The following is a 20,262-nucleotide window of genomic DNA, read 5'->3' as shown; positions in this document are numbered from 1 at the left end:
GAGGTTTACAGGCTTGCGTCAACCATACCGTGGCGAACGGCCAGCAATGTCAGTTCGACGTCACTGGTGACCGAGAGTTTTTCAAAGATCCGGTACCGGTAGGTATTGACGGTCTTGGGTGAGAGGCACAACTTGTCGGAAATGATCTGCACTTTCTGGCAGCCGACGATCATCAGGGCAATCTGGATTTCACGCTCGGACAACGCATCGAACGGCGAGCCCTGTGGCTGGAACGATTTGAGCGCCAACTGCTGGGCGATCTGCGGGCTAATGTAACGTTGGCCGGCGAATGCCAGGCGAATGGCCTGAACCATCTCATCGAGCCCTGCCCCCTTGGTCAGGTAGCCGGCCGCGCCTGCTTGTAGCAGGCGCGTGGGGAACGGGTCTTCTTCACACACGGTCACTGCCACCACCTTTATGTCAGGGTGACTGCGCAGCAACTTGCGTGTGGCCTCAAGGCCGCCGATGCCAGGCATCTTGACGTCCATCAGTACAACGTCTGGCTTGAGCTCGCGCGCAAGCTTGAGCGCCGATTCGCCGGAGTCCCCTTCACCTACCACCTGCAAGCCGTCGATGTCGGCCAGCATGCGCGTAATACCGGTTCGTACCAGATCGTGGTCGTCGACCACTAGGACCCTAATCAAGCACACACCTCTTCAGCAGGGCGATTGGATGCCGCCACCTTAACAAAATTTTTCACAACCGGCCTAGCGCATTGCTTTCGTCAGAAACGGCTGACGACCGGCGTCCGAACTTATACGCCCCGGATGCTCATGCCTGTCGTCGGACAGACGTTTCAACAGGTGATAAATCGCCGCCCTGTCGGCTTCAGCGACGCGCCGAAGCGCGTTGAGCACGTCCGACTCCTGCGCACTAAGCCCGTGCAAGGGTACAGGGGTACGCACCCCGTTAAGCACATACAGCGCATCAACCCCCCTGGCCGCTACGGCGGCCAGGTAATCGACACGTGGCGTGCGCTCCCCACTCTCGTACTTGCCCTGCGCGTTGGGTTCCACCCCGCCGATATCGCCGAATACACGCTGGGTCATGCCCAGCCGTTCACGTTCTTCCCGCAGCCGGGGGCCGATTCCATTCATCCGGGCGTCTCCTTGTCCCTGGGTATCTCCGAGCAGCGCCACGTCCGCACTTACCTCCGCGTCGCTCACACAGGGCACTATGCCGCTGCCAGCCGGTTGGGACAAGGCATCATTGTCCTGAGCAATCGATCGTGCGCTGCATGCGCACAAAACAGTCATCCTCACCCATTTCGACGAAGCCTCGTCGCTGGTAAAGCCTGCGCGCCGGATTGGTGCGAAACACCATCAGCCTGAGCAACGCCAGGCGCCGTTGGGCTGCCCAATGCGCAAGCGTTTCGAGCACCCAGCTACCAACGCCCTGCCCTTGGTGGGCGGGAAGCAAATGCAACTCCCGGATGAACAGCGCCTGGCTATCCTGGCTGAGGCTGCAGAAACCCAACACGGCGTCGGTATCGGTCACCAGCCACTGCTCGCGCCATTGCCAGGCCTGATCGAACGCCTGCTCCACCCAGAGCAGGTCGTAGCGGTGGTAATACGGCAGCATGAGACGGCGCGTCAGGTCGCGGGCGAACGCAAGGTCACTGTCAGTGGCAGGGGTCAGTTGCAGCATCACGCGTTCTCCCGCTCAGGCAGGCTTGGCCGTAAGGAACTCACGCCCTTGCATGGGCCTGGCGCTGCAACTTATCGGTATCGACACGGACGAACACCGAATCGGCCCTGACAGTGAGCACCCCATCGGCCCACACCTCGCAGATCACCCGGCTTTTGCGTGCTACTTCCCCCTCAACCCGAGCCTTGAGCAGCAGCTCAACCCCCATAGGGGTTGGTTTGAGGTACTCAAGCCCCAGGCGGCCAGTGACGCAGTCGATACGCGGTAAGCTGCCAGGCGCCCGGCCTTCGTTTCGATAGTGGTAGGCCATGGCCGTCCAATTGGAGTGGCAGTCCACCAGCATCGCGAGCAATCCGCCGTAGACCAGCCCCGGCCAGCCGGTAAAGGTAGCGTCGGGGGTGTGCCGGCAGATCAGATGAATGCCGTCTTCGGCCCAATGGCTTTGTACATGCAGCCCGCCCGGATGGGCGCTGCCACAGCCATAGCAAATGCCATCCGGGGCAGCCACTGCCTGCAGGCTCAAGGCTTGATCGTTCATACGCTTCCTGTGCTTGTTGTAATGAGGGCGCGCTACGCCCTCATTAAAGCAGAGAGGTCACGCGGTTTGCAGGCTCGCCTTGCCGGGGCGCCTGGCCAGCGCTACTACAAGGATGAACGTCGTGACCCCGGCTGTCATCAATGTTTCGTATCGGTAGGCATCGCTGACCAACATGTATCCCAGCACCAGGACGATGGTGGCGATCACCAGCCAGGTCAGCCATGGGAACAACCACATCTTGAGCTCCAGCGGGCGCCCTTCCCGCTCTGCGCGGGCGCGCATGCGCAATTGCGACACGGCGATGACCAGATACACCAGCAGCGCAATGGCACCGGTGGTGGACAGCAGAAAGCCGAACACCTTGCCTGGGAACACGTAGTTGACCAGACACCCGGCAAACCCTGCCAACGTCGAGAGGATCACCGCGACCGTGGGCACGCCGGAGCCTGAGATACGCCGGGTCATGGGCAGGGCCTGCCCGCGAGCGCCCAGCGAATACAGCATGCGCGAGGCGGTATACAGCCCCGAGTTCATGCAACTGGTCACGGCTACCAACACCACCAAGTCCACCAGCAGCTTGGCACCAGGCACGTTCAGCACTTCAAGTACGCGTTGGAACGAGCCGACTGCCTTGAGCCCTGGATCATTCCAGGCCACCAGCGAAACCACCAGAAAGATCGAAGCCAGGTAGAAGATCGCGATGCGATACACCACCAGGTTGGTGGCACGCCGGATCTTGTCCTTGGGGTTGGCCGTCTCGTCGGCAGCGATGGTGACGATCTCCGCGCCAAAGAACGAAAAGATGGTGATCAGCACGCCGCCCAGTACGGTGCCAAAGCCATTGGGCATGAAGCCCCCAGCATCCCAGAGTCGGCTGACCCCGGACACCTCGGCCAAGGGCCAGAACCCACTCACCGCCAAGGTACACACGACGATGAAGGCAACGATGGCCACGACCTTGATCAACGCGAACCAGTATTCGAACGCGCCGAAGTTCTTGACACTGATCAGGTTGGTGCCCGATAGCACGAGCATGATCAGGAAGGCGAACAGCCAGGACGGCACCCCGGGAAAGTAGGCATGCAGAATATCAGCGCCGGCAATGGCTTCGACCGGAATGATCAACACCCAGAACCACCAGTACAGCCAGCCGATGGTAAAGCCTGCCCACGGGCCGATGGCTTGCGAGGCGTACGTGGAGAACGAGCCGCTGTTAGGGTTGGCAATGGCCATCTCACCCAGCATGCGCATCACCAGCAACACCAGCAGCCCGGTCATGGCGTAGGAAATGAGAATGGCCGGGCCTGCCGTGGCGATGGCGTTGGAGGAGCCAATGAACAGCCCGGCGCCTATGATGCCGGCAATGGAAATCATCGATACCTGGCGCGAAGTCAGGCCATGTTGCAAGGAACGCTGTTTCTTGTTGTTCGAGGAAGCCATGTTGAACCCTCTGACTGGATCGCACGGTCATTTTTTGATCCGAGTCAGTATTGGGGCTTGGCCGGGGCGTCACAAACGACGTTTTATCACTACGTGATTCCCTCAAGGAATGATCACGTGCTCTTACACATAGGAACACGTTCTCTAAACTGGCCTGCAGGCCTATGTCGTGAAGGTCAGTTCATAAGGCTCCGAGTTCATCGCTCGCAGGGCGTTGATGACTGACTCGAATACATCAAGAATCAAAGGAATGAAAGCAATCCAATAATTCGTTTGCACCCCCTGATGACACGCGCTTGGATTGGCAGTACATCGCCCATAGGTCCCTGCCCCATGAACCACGACTGCATCAGCCAATCCATCGCCATCGTTCATCCCATCACCCTTTCACATGGCCGCAACGCCGAGGTGTGGGACGAGCAAGGTAAACGCTACATCGATTTCGTAGGCGGCATCGGCGTGCTGAACCTGGGCCATTGCAATCCCGCGGTCGTTCAGGCCATACAGGCTCAGGCCAGCCGCCTGACTCACTACGCCTTCAATGCAGCGCCGCATGCCCCTTACCTTGAGCTGATGGCGCAACTGAGCCAATTCATCCCGGTCGATTACGCGCTGGCCGGCATGCTGACCAACAGCGGCGCGGAGGCGGCGGAAAACGCCCTGAAAGTCGCCCGCGCGGCGACCGGCAAGCGCGCCATCATCGCCTTCGACGGCGGCTTCCACGGCCGCACACTGGCCACCATGAACCTCAACGGCAAGGTGGCCCCTTACAAGCAGCGGGTCGGCGAACTACCGGGGCCGGTGTACCACATGCCCTACCCCAGCGCCGATAACGGGGTTACCTGCGAACAGGCCCTCAAGGCGATGGACCGCCTGTTCAGCGTCGAACTGGCAGTGGAGGACGTGGCGGCGTTCATCTTCGAGCCGGTGCAAGGCGAAGGCGGATTCCTCGCCCTTGACCCAAGCTTCGCCCAGGCCCTGCGCCGCTTCTGTGACGACCATGGCATCCTGATCATCATCGACGAGATCCAGTCCGGATTCGGCCGCACCGGCCAGCGCTTCGCCTTCCCGCGCTTGGGGCTTGAGCCCGACCTGCTGCTGTTGGCCAAAAGCATTGCCGGCGGCATGCCGCTGGGTGCGGTGGTCGGGCGCAAGGAACTGATGGCAGCGCTGCCCAAGGGCGGCCTGGGTGGCACCTATTCAGGCAACCCAATCGCCTGCGCAGCGGCCCTGGCCAGCCTGGCGCAGATGACCGACGAGAACCTCGCTTGCTGGGGCGAACGCCAGGAGCAGGCAATCGTGCGCCGCTTCGCGCACTGGAAGGCGACGGGCCTGAGCCCGTTCCTGGGCCGCCTGACCGGCGTCGGTGCCATGCGCGGGATCGAGTTCGTCAATGCCGACGGCAGCCCGGCACCGGCGCAGCTGGCCAAGGTGATTGAAGCGGCACGCGCCAGGGGGCTGCTGCTGATGCCCAGCGGCAAGGCGCGGCACATCATCCGCCTGTTGGCACCGCTGACCATCGAGGCCCACGTGCTCGAGGAAGGCCTGGATGTGCTCGAGCAGTGCCTGGCAGAGCTCGACTGAGAAGAAACGGGTCTTAAAGACCCAGCTCTTGCGGGGTAAGCATGTCGGACTCGAAGGCAATCCAGCCGCCTTCGAGCTCGGCGTGGCCGTTGACGATCGGGCCATAGTAGGTCAGGCCGTTTTCCAGGGTCACGCAGATGTGCGTGGCGTTCTTTTCCGGCGCGGCCAGCGTACCGACGAAATGCACCTTCTTGAGGGTCTCGGTCACCGCCTCCAGGCCCACGCGCATGCTGGCGTTTTCCGAGGCTTCGATGTCGCCGCCTCGGTCTTCGGCGCTGATGGTGATGGTGGCGATGTACGGGTACTGGTTGCTCAAGCGGGTCTACCTCGAAACGTGGGTTGGCATAGGGGCGCGTAGAGTACGGCAGCCGTCACGCCTTGTCTCTAGCGTTCGCCTGCTGAGCCCGCACGGGACAGGCCAACACAGGTGATCTGCTCGCCATGATCTGTTAGGGTGCCGGCCGATACACGCCCTAGCATACGAGGATCCCGAGTGAGCGCCGAAGAACCCCTGATCGCCGACCTGTTCGACGTCGACAAACGCCTGTCCCTCAAGCCGGTCGTGGATTTCAACAGCTACCTGCGCAATGCGTTTGGCGAGGGACCCTGCCGCTGCCACCGTTGCCTTGAAGGCGCCGACCAGACGGCCTACGCCCTGGCGCACACGTTTTCGTTCGACGGCCGGCAATGGCATCGCCGCTTCGCCAGTACCGCCGCCAGCGACATGGCCCAAGTTCTGAAAAAGGCTTGGCTGTCCTACACCAAGGCTGATCTGACGCTGTCCGGCATGCTCGACCTGAGCACCGTACAGACCTTTACCGATGCAGCGCTGCACCCGCGCCTGCTCGCCCTGCTGCCCGCCAGCGGGCTGGCCCGTGAAGCCGAAGGACAGTGGCACCTGCAGGCCCCGACCGACTGAGACCCTGGCCTGCGGTACCCTCGGCGGGCCGGCGCTTCAGTGCTGTTCGCCGGCCCGCTTGAGCAGCTTCTTGCAACGCTCGGACAAATGCACCACCCGCAGGTGCTTGCCGGCTTTGGCATAGTGCTCGCGCAAAGTTTTCAACGCGGCAATGGCCGAATAGTCCACAAAGCTCAAGTGCTGGCAGTCCAAGGTCACCTCGGCCGGATCATTGGCCGGGTCGAACTGGTTCAGGAACGGCGCGGTCGAGGCAAAGAACAACGTGCCGTGCACCTGATAACGCTTGTGCCCGTGCTCGTCTTCATGACTGTCGGCGTACAGTTCGCGCGCATGTTGCCAGGCAAAGTTCACCGCCGCGATCACGATGCCGAACAGCACGGCCATGGCCAAGTCGGTGAAGACCGTCACCACGGTGACGGCGATGATCGCCAGCATGTCGTTCACCGGCACCTTGTGCAGCACCCGCAGCGACGCCCAGGCGAACGTCTGTTGCGCTACCACGAACATCACGCCTACCAGGGCCGCCAAGGGGATGCGCTCGATCAATGGCGAAAGGAACAGCACGAACAACAGGATCATCACCCCGGCCATCATCCCGGACAGTCGCCCTCGCCCGCCGGAACTGAGGTTGATCACCGTCTGGCCGATCATGGCGCATCCGCCCATGCCGCCACACAATCCCGACACCATGTTGGCCGCCCCGAGCGCCACGCACTCGCGGTCCGGAAAACCGCGGCTTTCGGTGATCTCGTCCGTCAGGTTGAGGGTGAGCAGCGTTTCGAGCAGGCCCACCATGGCCATCAACACGGCGTAAGGGGCGATGATCTGCAGCGTTTCAAGGGTCCAGGGCACCGCCGGCCAAGCCAGCTGCGGAAGGCCACCGGCAATGTGGGCCATGTCACCCAGGGTGCGCGTCGGCAGGTCGAACAGGTACACCAACAGACCTACGCCCAGGATCGCAACCAGCGCCGGTGGCACAGCGCGGGTGAGCCTGGGCAGGATGTAGACCACCGCCATCGTCAACGCCACCAGGCCGACCATCAAGTACAAGGGCGCGCCGTCGAGCCAGCGCTCGCCTTGCTTGAAATGCTCCAGCTGGGCCATGGCAATGACGATCGCCAGGCCGTTGACGAAGCCGAGCATTACCGGGTACGGCACCAGCCTGACCAGCTTGCCCAGGCGCAGCACGCCGAACAGGATCATCACCACGCCCCCGAGCAACACCGTGGCCAGCAGGTATTGCGCGCCGTGCTGCACCACCAGCGCGACGATCACGACGGCCATCGAGCCCGCGGCACCGGAAATCATCCCAGGTCGACCGCCAAACAGCGCGGTCAGCGTGCAAATGACGAATGCGCCATAAAGGCCCATCAATGGATTGAGGTGTGCCACCAGGGCGAAGGCAATGCATTCGGGCACAAGAGCAAACGAGGTGGTCAAGCCGGCCAGCAGGTCGGCGCGTAGGCGAGCGGGTTTCATGGGTTTCCTGGGTGACGGTCCAGAACGGACGGAGCGCGAAAGTAAAGGCGCGATGTTACGGAATTTGTCAGGCAGGAGCCACCGATCAGCGCACCCGATCGCGACTCTGCACCGCCAAATCCAGGGCACGCTGCATGTCCAGCCGTGCAGACCGCCCAAGGTCCGGATCATCCAGGCGCCCGCCTCGCTCCGACGGCAAGATGGGGGCAGTCAGGTCCTCGGCATCCATCGCCTCGAAATCCTGCTGCTCGCCAAGGGTCAGCGCACTACGCCGTAGCAACATGCGCACCTGCGCTGGGGTCAGCGCCGGATTGATCGCCAGCATCGCGGCCACGGTGGCCGCCACTAAAGGCGTGGCATAGGACGTGCCGCAATGGGGCTTTGCGCCGGAGGGCCGCAGGCATGCAGCGGCACTGACATCCACGCGGCTGTCGATGTTGGAGCTGTGGCGCTTGCGCACATGGCGCGGGTCATTGACCGGGACAGCGTGTTCACTGCGCTGATGGCCGCCCACCACGAGCAACTGTTCGGTGACGAATGACGACGGTAGCCGATATTCGTCCGTGCCCGACCACGAAGCCCCATTACCCGCCGAATTCACCACGATGACATCCGGATGCTTGGCCCGCAGCCACAGGAAGAACTCCTCGAGCAGCTCCTCGTAACCGCTCATGGCCAGCCCGGAACGGACCAGCGAATCGACCTCATCCCCTTTGATGTTACGCGCACCTACTCGGTGGATGCCCCAACTCCAATTCAGCACCCGCACACCGTCTTGCACCAGGTTGACCGATGCAGCGATATTGGCCGTGATACCGGCATCGGAATTACGGTCGACGATCACATCGAACCCCGGGCTGGCCTTGCCCAGGCCAGCGAGAAACCCCTCGTCCTGGGCGGCATAAATGCCCGCCACGTGGGTGCCATGGCTAGCAGGCTCGCTGACGTCCCTGGCATACACGCATGTCTGCCCGTGCTGGCAGGCGCCGCGATAACCCTTGAAGCCAGGCGCATCGAAGTCCACACCCCTTTCGATCACCCCCACGCGCACAGGCTGGACGGGAATTCTGGATGCAGGGATGCGGCGCTGATAGTAGTACAGGGCGTCCATGAAGCGGTTGGCGGCCCATTCGTCCGCCTGGGTGATGGCCGGTTCGGCGCGCCCGTCCCCCTCCTCGCCCCGCTCGGGAGCCGACTCTTCAACGATCACCGCATCGACACTGACCTCCGTGCCCATGCGTAGGATCATGGCGTCCCGTTGCACCAGATCGTGCACCGGCAAGCGCAATTGGTAGACGTTCAGTGGCGCTATGGCACCCACCACCTGCGCCCCGTACTTGTCGGCAATGCGCCGCGCCTCCTGCAGACCGTCGTATCTTTCCTCTATCAGCACACTGACCAGATTCAGGTAGGTGGTCAGGCCGTCCATGTTCTTGGCCACTTCATCGGGGCCTGCGGCGACCACATGGCTGCGCTGACGGGTCAACCACACAGGGTTGCTGGCCTGCCCGTCGACCTCCAGCCACAACGGCGCACTTGGCCCAGACGGGTGTTCAAGGGTCAGCGTGAGCGTGTCCCCCTGGCGCTCCAACGCTCCAGCAGGTACCGCCACACCCCCAACCTTGAGTGTTGGCGCCTGTTCACCTAGGCCGGTCACGCGCAGGCACCACTGCTGGCGCTCGGCACTCAGTCGATCACCGCAGCGTTGCAGTTGCTGGATGCGCAGCGTATCAGGCGCCGCCTGCAGACCGGCGCTCCACAAGCACGCCCATACGATGAACCAGCGTTTCATGACAGTCGTCCTCGGATAACCTGTGATTGCGACCCACGGCCCCTGCCAAGGTTCAGCCGTTACCCTGCCCTTCAAGACCCTCCTTGTGGAGGCCGAGCCACAGGTGGGCACTACTGAGGGCCCAGGCATCAATTGCTGCGAAATGGCTCAGGAAGTTCGGGTGCTGCCGATGCAGCGATTACACTCACCTTTTACGGAGACCTTGCCCATGTCCACACGCCCGCTTTTCATCTCGCTGGCACTGCTGGTCAGCCTGACCGCACAAGCCCAAACTGAGGTCGTGCCACTGCAGCACCGCAGCAGCGCCGAGTTGCTGCCGCCCGCGCAAGCCTTCATCGGCCAGGACGGTACTGTCAGCGCCTTCGAGAACAAACTCATCGTCAATGCCAGCCCGCAACGCATTGGCGAACTGCGTGAGCTACTCAAGCAACTGGACACCGCCGCCAAACGCTTGCTGATCAGCGTCGATACCAGCGACAGCCAATTTCAGGATAAGCGCGGCAACGCGAAGATCATCCGCCGCGGCACCTCCAACCGCGACGGCGGCGTGCAGCAGATCCAGGCCAGTGAAGGTCAGCCAGCGCTGGTTCAGGTCGGCCAGAGCATCCCCGTAACCAGCTCCAGTACCGATGGATATGGGCGTGTGCAGAGCGATACCCAATACCGCAATGTAACCCAAGGCTTTTACGTAACACCGACGCTCACTGGAGACACCGTTCGCCTGCAGATCAGCACTAATAATGATCGCATCAGCCGCGAACGTGCAGATGTAGTGGATGTTCAAAGCACCGACACAACCCTCACCGGCAAGGTGGGTGAGTGGATCGATATGGCCGGGTATAACCAGCAGAGCCAGGCCGGCTTTAGTACCGGAAGCCATACCTACAGCACTGAACGGGGAAAAAACATGACAGTGCGGGTAAAAGTCGATGTTTTGGACTGATCCGAGACAGTCTGCGGCCTCGACCAAAGGCCTCTGAACTGACTGATGAGTCGTATTAGACCAAAGATGTAGTAGACCTAAAAAAGCACTACAAAACGTTTGACAGGCACTTTTTAGCGAGGGCATGATGGCCTCGCTCCCGCTAATCAGGGGCCCTGGCAAGGGCCTTGGGGCGCCCTCCGTCACCGTGGAGGCGCCCCGTGTCCGTACAGCCCATAAGGCCGTTCGACGAGGTTGCGACTGCACCGAGCAAGTGGTTTCGAGGGACTCAAGTGCGTCACCGCCGTCACAGCATTCGTGTAGCTCCGCAGCGAGGCATCCACGAGCCGACCTGCAGGGGCACTGATGCACATGACTGCCCGCCTTGCACCCCATCCTTGCCCGCTGCCGCCGTACCCGCTTGAACAGGACTGCCGCCAGCGCCCTGATCTGCCCCGAGCATCCGCACAACTAATCCAAGATCGATGCGACGAGGTTTACTTCCATGGCACTGACACGCGAACAGCAAATTGCAGCCCTTGAGAAAGACTGGGCCGAAAACCCGCGCTGGAAAGGCGTGACCCGTACCTACACTGCCGCCGATGTCGTTCGCCTGCGTGGCTCCCTGCAGCCGGAGCATACCCTGGCCCGCCTGGGTGCTGAAAAGCTGTGGAAACTGGTCACTCAAGGTGCACATCCATCGTTCCGCCCGGAAAAAGACTTCGTCAATTGCATGGGCGCCCTCACCGGTGGCCAGGCCGTGCAACAGGTCAAGGCAGGCATCCAGGCCATCTACCTGTCGGGCTGGCAGGTAGCTGCCGACAACAACTCTGCCGAGTCCATGTACCCCGACCAGTCGCTGTACCCTGTCGACTCGGTGCCGACGGTGGTCAAGCGCATCAACAACTCCTTCCGCCGCGCCGACCAGATCCAGTGGAAGGCAGGCAAGAACCCTGGTGATGAAGGCTACATCGACTACTTCGCGCCTATCGTGGCTGACGCAGAAGCAGGCTTTGGCGGCGTGCTCAATGCCTACGAGCTGATGAAGAACATGATCGAAGCGGGCGCGGCTGGCGTGCACTTCGAAGACCAGCTGGCCTCGGTGAAAAAGTGCGGCCACATGGGCGGCAAAGTTTTGGTACCTACCCAGGAAGCCGTGCAAAAGCTGGTCGCCGCGCGCCTGGCAGCCGATGTTTCGGGCGTGCCGACCATCATTCTGGCCCGTACCGACGCCAACGCCGCCGACCTGCTGACCAGTGACTGCGACCCATACGATCAGCCGTTCGTGATCGGCGAGCGCACCCGTGAAGGCTTCTACAAAGTACGCGCCGGCCTCGACCAGGCCATCGCCCGCGGCCTGGCTTACGCCCCCTACGCCGACCTCATCTGGTGCGAAACCGCCAAGCCGGACCTGGACGAAGCCCGCCGCTTCGCCGAAGCGATCAAGAAGGAGTACCCGGACCAGATCCTCTCGTACAACTGCTCGCCTTCCTTCAACTGGAAGAAGAACCTGGACGATGCCACCATCGCCAAATTCCAGCGCGAGCTGTCGGCCATGGGCTACAAGCACCAGTTCATCACCCTGGCCGGCATCCACAACATGTGGCATGGCATGTTCAACCTGGCGCACGACTACGCCCGCAACGACATGACCGCCTACGTCAAGCTGCAAGAGCAGGAGTTCGCCGACGCCAGCAAGGGCTACACCTTCGTGGCGCATCAGCAGGAAGTGGGTACGGGCTACTTCGATGACATGACCACTGTGATTCAGGGTGGGGCTTCGTCGGTGACCGCACTGACCGGTTCGACTGAAGAAGAGCAGTTCCACTAACCAGTGGGTTGCGGTTGAACGAAGGCCCGGAGCTTGTGAAGGCACCGGGCCTTCGTTTTGCTGAAGTTGGCCAGATCAAGCCACACCAAACCTGCACGCGGTCCGGGGTTTCTTGGCAAAGAACAAGGGGCTTCGCAAAGCGCGATGAGTTTTTCTGCAATCGACGCCTAGCAGTATTACCAGTTTTTTGCAGCAGCCTCTTCTGTAAACCTTGCGACTGGCCCAATCAGGAGTCGCATCATGCCAACGATTTCCAAAGCCGGTGAGCTGGACCCTACGTTTGCTTCAAGAGGCCGCTTTTGGCACAACCACTACAACCACGCTGGCCCAATGGCCTTGCTCGAATCAACCGGACACATCCTCCTGTCCTCGGCTCACAGGGCTGAGCAATACATCAAACTGCTACGGCTAGGAGCTGGCGGAGCGCCTGACCGAGAGTTTGGAACCGACGGGGTCGCCACCGTTGAATACACCGGTGCCTTACGGGTCTATCTGTCCACGATCGTTGCGGACGAAACCGAGGGAATCTATGTGGTAGGTGACTACAACGATGCCCCGAATTCGTTTTGTCCCGTCGTCTTTCACGTGCTCCCAGATGGTAAGCCCGACACGCAATTTGGCGAAAATGGACAGGCCTACCGTGTTTATCGGTCGATCAGCTCCATGCGCCAGGACCGGCCAATCAAGTCAACCCCCGCCTCCAAGCACCGCAGTTCCAATGTCCAGCAAAGCGCCAGCGGCAGAATTCGGGACGGCGTCCTCTACTTTCATTCGCGCGATCATATTGTTGCCATTTCGCTGAAAGGGGATTTGGCTACCGAGTTCAATGGCACCGGCTTCTGGCGCGCTGAACACCAGGGGCAGCCCGTGCTACTGGGCACGATAGCGGTAAATGAACAAGGTATTTATGCCGCGCACGCGCCTATGCCTACCGAGGATTACCACAGCCACGTCATCGTGACCCGCCTTGATAACCGAGCCAACGTTGACGAGACGTTTGCCGCGCGCGGCCATTTGCAGTTGAGCACGCCCGGGCACACGCTGCTTGCAGCGCGTCTTGAACAGTCCACCTCCAACACTGACTTCGTGCTGGCGTGCCGGACCGACATCAATACCTATGATGAAGGTTCCGCGCTCATGTCTTTCAAATGCGACGGTACGCCCAACACCCATTTCAATGCAGGGCAACCTGTCATTATTCAAAAGAACCCATTGGTCATGGCTTCCGCGCTGGACCTGGCCTTCGATGGGCAACCAGGCGATCACGAAAAAATTTACCTGAGCGTGCTGTATGAAGACGAAGCAGCACGCGACCCATTTGCCCTGTTGCGCTTCAACGGTGATGGCACCTTGGACGATGATTTCGGTACTGCTGGCTGGGCATTTGTCGGGGAGAGCGGGACGGCCCTGGAGGTCAGCTGTCAAAGCAATGGCCAGCCGCTTGTCGCCTGTAACCTGAAGCTTGCAACAGATCCTCGTACCGGCATCTATCTGGTACGCCTGACGCGGTAGCCGGTCGAAAGCCATCGGTGATAAGGATGTAGCAGTCAAGGACGGGGCCAACGCTTCATGGCTTGTGGGCCTTCACCTGAGTGCACTGACCTACCACTGGTACGCCTGCCCTGTAGCAGCGGCCTTGCGCGGCGCCAGACCACGCAAGTCGCTAGGCTAGGCCATCTGGCCGAAAATCACTGCGCCATGCCCAGCTCGGCGTCGTCCATCAACGCTTTGGCCATGGCGCTGAGGTAGTGGGCCGCCCAGATCATCATCGGCCTCTCTTCCGTCAGGCCGATGATGGTCAATTCGCGAACGTAACCCATCAACTCCGACGACTGCTCGCGAGCATCCCGACACGGTATGCCGGGCTCGATGCGAAACAACGCGTGGGTGCCGTTTTCGCCTTGGCAAAAGGTGGTTTGACCGACGGTGAACTGTGTGTCTTCTGTGGTCATTTTCGAATCCCCTGGAAATTTCCTACTGCATGGCCGGCCCCTGACGCAGCCAGATCCGCTCCCGCCGTGGATGTGGAACCTTGCGAGCTGCGGTGATCGGGAAGGCGCGGCTTAACCGCCAAAGACCGGCTGTAGCTGCACATCGATCAGCTTCAATGCAAAGGCTTGGCACCCGCCGGGATCTGCACTTGGATCAAGGCCGACTCAAGCAAAGCTCGAAGCGCTTCGAGTTCATGCATCGTGGTCATCATCAGGATCGATGCCGGGGACCTGGGCTGTAGGAGCAAGACCTGATGCACCACGGTAGCTGCGCAGAGTGCGTGGTCGGTGGCCTGGGTCAGGGTGTCTTCGAGGGAATGGGAGTTGCGGGGTGGATCAGGGACTATCTTCAACATAGCTATTTACCTTCTAGGGCTGGCCACCCACCTGCTGTCAAACAGAAGGGCGGCAGCTGTGCGTGGGTTGACAGACCGGCGGAAATAGCTAAGTTCCGGCGCACGCAAGCGTGCCCGCACGCACAGCCACCATATAGGAAAGCCGCGCACTATTTACCGTCACAGCCTGTCAAAGCTGTGTCGTTGATGAGCAACGACAGGCCGAGACTAGAGCGCCGCCCGGGCAGCCGCAACGGAAAACAGGCGGCAAGAGTATGTTTGGGAAATGCCCTACAGGGAAGGGGTTAAATCCGACATTCCAGTGCCCTTGCGCCCAACTGCACCTGGCGCTGAGCCACCTCCTTTGCGTAGACGGTGTCGCAGAAAGCGAGCGCCGCCCACCTAGCGCCTGCCCCAAGGTCAGGGCAATCAGAGCACCCTGGTCTATGCTACAGACCACAGCGGCACATGGCCCAACCAACGCGCTCACGCTTTAGTATTGATCCAGAGCGGTACCCAGCGTGTCGAAAACTGCTAGAACACGGGCTTTTCGCATTTGCAAGCACAGGAAATCTGCAGATGAACTTTACACGGCGCAGAACGGACCAACTAAGAAGCGCAGCGCTAGATGATATTAATTATCATTACTCAATTCGTAATTCGTTACCACTCGCAAGAAACATAATTAACAAAAGCACGCGCAATGCCCGAATCTTAAGGCTTTCAGCCAGTTACAAGCCGAATGTGTTGTTGAACCTGCGAATAAATTTGCTACGGAAATTTTACTTGCACCGGGTTTACCCATAAAATCAGCAGGATTGATTCAGCTGCGACATTTGGTCACTGCAAGTGCGACACCACGTCGCCGCTCTACACTTATTTCAGACTGCAGAGCTGGGTCTCTGTATAAGGATTTGAAGCATGTCCGATTCGGCAGGACTCATCGCCCACAACTGGGGCTTTGCCATTTTCCTTCTGGGTGTCGTCGGCCTGTGTGCCTTCATGCTCGGCCTGTCCAGCCTGCTCGGCAGCAAGGCTTGGGGTCGCGCCAAGAACGAACCCTTCGAATCCGGCATGCTGCCCACCGGCAGCGCTCGCTTGCGCCTGTCGGCAAAATTCTATCTGGTCGCGATGCTCTTCGTGATCTTCGATATCGAAGCCCTCTTTCTCTTTGCATGGTCTGTGTCCGTCCGCGAAAGCGGCTGGACCGGGTTCGTCGAAGCACTCGTTTTCATAGCAATTCTGTTGGCAGGTCTTGTCTACCTATGGCGCGTCGGGGCCCTTGACTGGGCTCCCGAAGGTCGCCGCAAGCGGCAAGCGAAGCTGAAACAATGAGGCTTTGGCATGCAATACAATCTCACCAGAATCGATCCGGACGCACCCAATGAGCAATACCCGGTCGGTGAACGGGAAACCGTCACCGATCAACTGCTCGAAGACCAGGTCCACAAGAACATCTTCATGGGCAAGCTCGAAGATGTGCTGCGTGGCGCCGTCAACTGGGGCCGCAAGAACTCCCTGTGGCCGTACAACTTCGGCCTGTCCTGCTGCTACGTGGAAATGACCACGGCCTTCACGGCACCCCACGACATCGCCCGCTTCGGCGCCGAAGTCATCCGGGCCTCGCCGCGCCAGGCCGACTTCATGGTCATTGCCGGTACCTGCTTCATCAAGATGGCGCCGATCATCCAGCGTCTCTACGAGCAGATGCTCGAGCCCAAATGGGTCATTTCCATGGGTTCGTGCGCCAACTCCGGCGGCATGTACGACATCTACTCGGTCGTTCAGGGGGTCGACAAGTTCCTCCCCGTGGACGTCTACGTGCCCGGCTGTCCGCCACGCCCTGAGGCTTTCCTGCAAGGCTTGATGCTGCTGCAGGAGTCGATCGGCCAAGAGCGACGTCCGCTTTCCTGGGTCGTGGGCGATCAAGGCATTTACCGTGCCGAGATGCCCGCCCAGAAGGAGCTGCGTCGTGAACAGCGCATTGCCGTCACCAACCTGCGCAGCCCCGACGAAGTCTGATCCAGCGACCTGCCGCCGGCGCCCGAGGGTGCCGGCGGCCTGGCTTCATTCTTAACGTTGACCCAAAGCGACCGAGACCATGACAGCGGACAACGCTATTTACATTCCGCCCTACAAGGCAAACGACCAAGATGTGGTCGTCGAATTGCACAACCGTTTTGGCGCCGAAGCATTCGTCGCCCAGGAAACCCGCACCGGCATGCCCGTGCTGTGGGTCAAGCGCGCCCAGCTCAAGGAAGTGCTGAGCTTCCTGCGCGGTGTGGCCAAGCCCTACAGCATGCTGTACGACCTGCACGGCGTCGACGAGCGCCTGCGCACCCAGCGCCGCGGCCTGCCTGCCGCCGACTTCAGCGTGTTCTACCACCTGCTGTCGATCGAGCGTAACAGCGATGTGATGATCAAGGTCTCGCTCAGCGAAGGCGACCTGAACCTGCCGTCGGTGACCAGCATCTGGCCCAACGCCAACTGGTACGAGCGTGAAGTGTGGGACATGTTCGGCATCGATTTCGCTGGCCACCCGCACCTGAGCCGCATCATGATGCCGCCGACCTGGGAAGGTCACCCGCTGCGCAAGGACTATCCGGCCCGCGCCACCGAGTTCGATCCCTACAGCCTGACCCTGGCCAAGCAGCAGCTTGAGGAAGAGTCGGCGCGCTTCAACCCCGAAGCCTGGGGCATGAAGCGCCAGGGCGCCAACGAGGACTACATGTTCCTCAACCTTGGCCCCAACCACCCGTCTGCCCACGGTGCCTTCCGTATCGTCCTGCAACTCGACGGTGAAGAAATCGTCGACTGCGTACCGGACATCGGCTACCACCACCGTGGTGCCGAGAAAATGGCCGAACGTCAGTCCTGGCACAGCTTCATTCCTTACACCGACCGTATCGACTACCTCGGCGGTGTGATGAACAACCTGCCGTACGTTCTGGCGGTGGAAAAGCTGGCCGGCATCCAGGTGCCGCAAAAGGTCGACGTGATTCGCATCATGCTCGCCGAATTCTTCCGTATCACCAGCCACTTGCTGTTCCTGGGCACCTACATCCAGGACGTGGGCGCCATGACCCCGGTGTTCTTCACCTTCACCGACCGCCAGCGCGCGTACACGGTGATCGAGGCGATCACCGGTTTCCGTCTGCACCCGGCCTGGTACCGTATCGGTGGCGTCGCCCACGACCTGCCGCGTGGCTGGGACAAACTGGTCAAGGATTTCGTCGAGTGGCTGCCCAAGCGCCTGGACGAATACACCAAGGCCGCGCTGCAGAACAGCATCCTCAAGGGCCGTACCATTGGCGTGGCCGCCTACAACACGCAAGAGGCACTGGCCTGGGGCACCACCGGTGCCGGCCTGCGCTCCACCGGTTGCGACTTCGACCTGCGCAAGGCCCGCCCCTACTCCGGCTACGAAAACTTCGAATTCGAAGTACCACTGGCCCACAACGGCGATGCCTACGATCGCTGCATGGTCCGCGTCGAGGAGATGCGCCAGAGTATCCGCATCATCGACCAGTGCCTGCGCAACATGCCCGAAGGCCCGTACAAGGCGGACCATCCGCTGACCACGCCGCCACCCAAAGAGCGCACCCTGCAGCACATCGAGACCCTGATCACCCACTTCCTGCAAGTGTCGTGGGGCCCGGTCATGCCGGCCAACGAGTCGTTCCAGATGATCGAGGCGACCAAGGGCATCAACAGTTACTACCTGACGAGCGACGGCGGCACCATGAGCTACCGCACCCGGATCCGCACCCCGAGCTACCCGCACCTGCAGCAGATCCCCTCGGTGATCAAAGGCAGCATGGTCGCCGACCTCATTGCGTACCTGGGCAGTATCGACTTCGTTATGGCTGACGTGGACCGCTAAGCATGAACAGCACGCTTATCCAGACAGACCGTTTCGCCCTGAGCGAAACCGAACGCTCGGCCATCGAGCATGAAATGCACCACTACGAGGACCCGCGTGCGGCGTCCATCGAAGCCCTGAAGATCGTGCAGAAAGCCCGTGGCTGGGTGCCGGACGGCGCCATCCACGCCATCGGCGAGGTGCTGGGCATCCCGGCCAGCGACGTCGAAGGCGTCGCCACCTTCTACAGCCAGATCTTCCGCCAGCCGGTGGGCCGCCACATTATCCGCGTGTGCGACAGCATGGTGTGCTACATCGGCGGCCACGAGTCGGTGGTCAGCCAGATCCAGAGCGAGCTGGGCATCGGCCTGGGTCAAACGACTGCCGATGGCCGCTTCACCCTGCTGCCGGTCTGCTGCCTTGGCAACTGCGACAAGGCCCCGGCGCTGATGATCGACGACGACACCTTTGGCGACGTGCAGCCTGCTGGCGTCTCCAAGCTGCTGGAGGGTTACGCATGACCATCACTTCCTTCGGCCCGGCCAACCGCATCGCGCGCTCGGCTGAAACCCATCCGCTGACCTGGCGCCTGCGTGAAGACGGCGAGCCGGTCTGGCTGGCCGAGTACGAATCGAAGAACGGCTACGCCGCTGCCCGCAAGGCGCTGGCGCAGATGTCGGCTGACGAGATCGTGCAAAGCGTCAAGGACTCCGGCCTCAAGGGCCGTGGTGGCGCGGGCTTCCCCACCGGGGTGAAGTGGGGCCTGATGCCCAAGGATGAGTCCATGAACATCCGTTACCTGTTGTGTAACGCCGATGAAATGGAGCCCAACACCTGGAAGGACCGCATGCTGATGGAGCAACAGCCCCATCTGCTGATCGAAGGCATGCTGATCAGCGCCCGCGCGCTGAAGGCCTACCGCGGCTACATCTTCTTGCGCGGCGAATACACCACGGCGGCAAAAAACCTCAACCGTGCCATCGATGAAGCCAAGGCCGCTGGCCTGCTGGGCAAGAACGTCCTGGGCAGCGGCTTCGATTTCGAGCTGTTCGTGCACACCGGTGCAGGCCGCTATATCTGCGGTGAAGAAACCGCGCTGATCAACTCGCTCGAAGGTCGCCGCGCCAACCCACGCTCCAAGCCGCCCTTCCCTGCCGCCGTGGGCGTGTGGGGCAAGCCGACCTGCGTGAACAACGTCGAGACCCTGTGCAACGTGCCGGCCATCGTCGCCAATGGCAACGACTGGTACAAGTCGCTGGCCCGCGAAGGCAGCGAAGACCATGGCACCAAGCTGATGGGCTTCTCCGGCAAGGTCAAGAACCCAGGCCTGTGGGAGCTGCCGTTTGGCGTCACCGCACGCGAACTGTTCGAGGACTACGCGGGCGGCATGCGCGACGGCTTCCGGCTCAAGTGCTGGCAGCCCGGCGGGGCCGGCACCGGTTTCCTGCTGCCCGAGCACCTGGACGCGCAAATGTACGCGGGCGGTATCGCCAAAGTCGGCACCCGCATGGGGACCGGCCTTGCCATGGCGGTGGACGACAGTGTCAGCATGGTCTCGCTGCTGCGCAACATGGAGGAGTTCTTCGCCCGTGAGTCGTGCGGCTGGTGCACACCGTGCCGTGACGGCCTGCCCTGGAGCGTGAAGATGCTGCGCGCCCTGGAGAACCGCCAGGGCCGCGCCGAAGACATCGAGACCCTGCTGGGGCTGGTCAACTTCCTCGGCCCAGGCCGTACCTTCTGCGCCCACGCACCCGGTGCGGTGGAGCCGCTTGGCAGTGCCATCAAGTACTTCCGCTCGGAGTTCGAGGCCGGTGTCGCACCGGTTGTCGCTGGCGAGGCGTTGCGCCCTGACCTGGCAAGACCGCTTCAGGCCGGGCCGACCGTAGTCGGCGCATAACACGATGTTCCTGCGGGTGGTCCGT

Annotated in this window: 20 protein-coding genes; 10 read left to right on the top strand and 10 right to left on the bottom strand. The window is 61.4% G+C overall.

The window, feature by feature from the left end:
- Positions 1-5: 5 nt before the first annotated feature.
- From uvrY to CRP40_RS03510, 5 genes are all read right to left on the bottom strand, one after another.
- The gene (gene uvrY, locus CRP40_RS03530) at positions 6-644 is read right to left on the bottom strand and encodes a UvrY/SirA/GacA family response regulator transcription factor (protein WP_027916239.1); all 639 of its coding nucleotides are present in this window, start codon (positions 642-644) and stop codon (positions 6-8) included.
- Positions 645-707: 63 nt separating this feature from the next.
- Positions 708-1,097 (bottom strand): helix-turn-helix domain-containing protein, encoded by a 390-nt coding sequence (locus CRP40_RS03525; RefSeq protein ID WP_110606571.1) that lies wholly within the window; start codon positions 1,095-1,097, stop codon positions 708-710.
- Positions 1,098-1,206: 109 nt separating this feature from the next.
- Positions 1,207-1,650 (bottom strand): GNAT family N-acetyltransferase, encoded by a 444-nt coding sequence (locus tag CRP40_RS03520; protein ID WP_027916240.1) that lies wholly within the window; start codon positions 1,648-1,650, stop codon positions 1,207-1,209.
- Between the two features lie 37 nt (positions 1,651-1,687).
- Positions 1,688-2,185: a thioesterase gene (locus CRP40_RS03515; protein ID WP_027916241.1), complete on the bottom strand. Its 498-nt coding sequence runs from the start codon at positions 2,183-2,185 to the stop codon at positions 1,688-1,690.
- A 57-nt stretch (positions 2,186-2,242) separates the two neighbouring features.
- Positions 2,243-3,625, bottom strand: a complete 1,383-nt coding sequence (locus CRP40_RS03510; RefSeq protein WP_027916242.1) for an amino acid permease — start codon at positions 3,623-3,625, stop codon at positions 2,243-2,245.
- 333 nt (positions 3,626-3,958) lie between these two features.
- Between CRP40_RS03510 and CRP40_RS03505 the strand changes: the two genes are divergently transcribed.
- Complete coding sequence (locus tag CRP40_RS03505; protein WP_027916243.1) at positions 3,959-5,209, top strand: aspartate aminotransferase family protein; 1,251 nt, start codon at positions 3,959-3,961, stop codon at positions 5,207-5,209.
- A 13-nt stretch (positions 5,210-5,222) separates the two neighbouring features.
- On the opposite strand, the gene CRP40_RS03500 is transcribed toward CRP40_RS03505, so the two are convergent.
- Positions 5,223-5,525, bottom strand: coding sequence for a hypothetical protein (locus CRP40_RS03500; protein ID WP_027916244.1), 303 nt, complete (start codon positions 5,523-5,525; stop codon positions 5,223-5,225).
- 177 nt (positions 5,526-5,702) lie between these two features.
- Between CRP40_RS03500 and CRP40_RS03495 the strand changes: the two genes are divergently transcribed.
- A complete protein-coding gene (locus CRP40_RS03495; protein ID WP_027916245.1) occupies positions 5,703-6,128 on the top strand; it encodes a hypothetical protein in 426 nt (141 codons plus the stop codon).
- 36 nt (positions 6,129-6,164) lie between these two features.
- On the opposite strand, the gene CRP40_RS03490 is transcribed toward CRP40_RS03495, so the two are convergent.
- Complete coding sequence (locus CRP40_RS03490; RefSeq protein ID WP_027916246.1) at positions 6,165-7,607, bottom strand: SulP family inorganic anion transporter; 1,443 nt, start codon at positions 7,605-7,607, stop codon at positions 6,165-6,167.
- A gap of 85 nt (positions 7,608-7,692) precedes the next feature.
- Complete coding sequence (locus CRP40_RS03485) at positions 7,693-9,399, bottom strand: S8/S53 family peptidase (protein WP_027916247.1); 1,707 nt, start codon at positions 9,397-9,399, stop codon at positions 7,693-7,695.
- A gap of 208 nt (positions 9,400-9,607) precedes the next feature.
- Here CRP40_RS03485 and CRP40_RS03480 point away from each other — a divergent pair, with 208 nt between their 5' ends.
- The 3 genes from CRP40_RS03480 to CRP40_RS03470 all read left to right on the top strand — a co-directional run bounded on the left by CRP40_RS03480 (position 9,608) and on the right by CRP40_RS03470 (position 13,664).
- Positions 9,608-10,342 carry a secretin N-terminal domain-containing protein gene (locus tag CRP40_RS03480; protein ID WP_027916248.1) on the top strand — a complete coding sequence of 245 codons (735 nt, stop codon included), beginning with the start codon at positions 9,608-9,610 and terminating at the stop codon, positions 10,340-10,342.
- A gap of 484 nt (positions 10,343-10,826) precedes the next feature.
- On the top strand, positions 10,827-12,152 hold the full coding sequence (gene aceA / locus CRP40_RS03475; protein WP_023534769.1) for an isocitrate lyase: 1,326 nt from the start codon (positions 10,827-10,829) through the stop codon (positions 12,150-12,152).
- 240 nt (positions 12,153-12,392) lie between these two features.
- Positions 12,393-13,664 (top strand): hypothetical protein, encoded by a 1,272-nt coding sequence (locus CRP40_RS03470; protein ID WP_141400896.1) that lies wholly within the window; start codon positions 12,393-12,395, stop codon positions 13,662-13,664.
- 176 nt (positions 13,665-13,840) lie between these two features.
- Here CRP40_RS03470 and CRP40_RS03465 read toward each other — a convergent pair whose 3' ends face one another.
- Together CRP40_RS03465 and CRP40_RS03460 are read right to left on the bottom strand one after the other, a co-directional pair.
- Positions 13,841-14,104, bottom strand: a complete 264-nt coding sequence (locus tag CRP40_RS03465) for a DUF3077 domain-containing protein (RefSeq protein WP_027916250.1) — start codon at positions 14,102-14,104, stop codon at positions 13,841-13,843.
- 152 nt (positions 14,105-14,256) lie between these two features.
- Positions 14,257-14,499 (bottom strand): hypothetical protein, encoded by a 243-nt coding sequence (locus CRP40_RS03460; protein WP_027916251.1) that lies wholly within the window; start codon positions 14,497-14,499, stop codon positions 14,257-14,259.
- 900 nt (positions 14,500-15,399) lie between these two features.
- Here CRP40_RS03460 and CRP40_RS03455 point away from each other — a divergent pair.
- From CRP40_RS03455 to nuoF, 5 genes are all read left to right on the top strand, one after another.
- Complete coding sequence (locus CRP40_RS03455) at positions 15,400-15,813, top strand: NADH-quinone oxidoreductase subunit A (protein ID WP_008096178.1); 414 nt, start codon at positions 15,400-15,402, stop codon at positions 15,811-15,813.
- A 9-nt stretch (positions 15,814-15,822) separates the two neighbouring features.
- Positions 15,823-16,500 (top strand): NADH-quinone oxidoreductase subunit B, encoded by a 678-nt coding sequence (locus CRP40_RS03450; RefSeq protein ID WP_023534774.1) that lies wholly within the window; start codon positions 15,823-15,825, stop codon positions 16,498-16,500.
- A gap of 79 nt (positions 16,501-16,579) precedes the next feature.
- Positions 16,580-18,361 (top strand): NADH-quinone oxidoreductase subunit C/D, encoded by a 1,782-nt coding sequence (gene nuoC, locus CRP40_RS03445; protein ID WP_023534867.1) that lies wholly within the window; start codon positions 16,580-16,582, stop codon positions 18,359-18,361.
- Positions 18,362-18,363: 2 nt separating this feature from the next.
- Positions 18,364-18,861 carry an NADH-quinone oxidoreductase subunit NuoE gene (gene nuoE, locus CRP40_RS03440; RefSeq protein WP_027916252.1) on the top strand — a complete coding sequence of 166 codons (498 nt, stop codon included), beginning with the start codon at positions 18,364-18,366 and terminating at the stop codon, positions 18,859-18,861.
- A complete protein-coding gene (gene nuoF / locus CRP40_RS03435) occupies positions 18,858-20,237 on the top strand; it encodes an NADH-quinone oxidoreductase subunit NuoF (protein WP_023534745.1) in 1,380 nt (459 codons plus the stop codon). The genes nuoE and nuoF overlap by 4 nt, the downstream gene beginning before the upstream one ends.
- The last annotated feature ends 25 nt before the right edge of the window (positions 20,238-20,262 follow it).

It is taken from the genome of Pseudomonas sp. URMO17WK12:I9 (assembly GCF_900230165.1).
Taxonomy (GTDB): domain Bacteria; phylum Pseudomonadota; class Gammaproteobacteria; order Pseudomonadales; family Pseudomonadaceae; genus Aquipseudomonas; species Aquipseudomonas fulva.
Note: the sequence above shows the minus strand (reverse complement) of the source record. Positions and strands in the feature narration are given on the sequence as shown.